This window comes from Flavobacterium sp. NKUCC04_CG (assembly GCF_019345525.1).
In the GTDB taxonomy this organism is placed as follows: Bacteria; Bacteroidota; Bacteroidia; order Flavobacteriales; family Flavobacteriaceae; genus Flavobacterium.
Genome location: NZ_JAHKRA010000096.1, coordinates 1 through 223 on the forward strand (window position 1 = coordinate 1; position 223 = coordinate 223).

Annotated in this window: 1 protein-coding gene; it reads left to right on the plus strand. The window is 35.9% G+C overall.

Annotation, left to right across the window (positions count from 1 at the left end):
* Nucleotides 1-123, plus strand: a 123-nt coding sequence (locus KO524_RS15360; RefSeq protein ID WP_219295090.1) for a gliding motility-associated C-terminal domain-containing protein, incomplete at its 5' end; no start/stop codon positions are given.
* Between the last annotated feature and the right edge of the window lie 100 nt (nt 124-223).

A 223-nucleotide genomic window follows, 5' to 3' on the forward strand; every position in this document is an offset into this window, starting at 1 on the left:
GGTTATACCAATCAATGGGCGGGTCAAGATAAAAGTGGAAAGCCCTTAGCTAGCGGCACCTATTTTTATGTAATCAATACTTTTTTAGGAAGAAGAGAGGGATGGGTACAGGTGAATCGTTAATTTAAATGAAGTTATGAGGTTTAAAAAGATTTTATATTATACACTATTTTTAAGTGTACTGTTGGTTTGTTTCGGTGTACAAGCCCAGTCTTTAGATCCG